The following is a 222-nucleotide window of genomic DNA, read 5'->3' on the forward strand; positions in this document are numbered from 1 at the left end:
CAGCTGCTTCTCCTCATCGACCGGCACCGCACCGGTGACCGTCAACCAGGCGTCGAGCACGGTGTCGGTGACGGTCGACCCCAACCCCTCGGTATGCGGCCAGACCGTGACCGTCTGCGCCACCGTCACCGCAGTGGCACCCGGCAGCGGCACCCCCACCGGAACCGTCACCTTCACCGGGGCCGGACTGAACACCACGGTGCCACTGAACGCCGGCGGCAC

General features: G+C 70.3%; 1 protein-coding gene. It reads right to left on the reverse strand.

Going from position 1 to position 222, the window contains the following annotated elements; translation table 11 throughout:
- Positions 1–198, reverse strand: a 198-nt coding sequence (locus ACEPPI_RS41160; protein WP_373920333.1) for a hypothetical protein, incomplete at its 3' end; no start/stop codon positions are given.
- Between the last annotated feature and the right edge of the window lie 24 nt (positions 199–222).

It is taken from the genome of Streptomyces sp. AB3(2024), assembly GCF_041862025.1.
Lineage (GTDB): Bacteria > Actinomycetota > Actinomycetes > Streptomycetales > Streptomycetaceae > Streptomyces.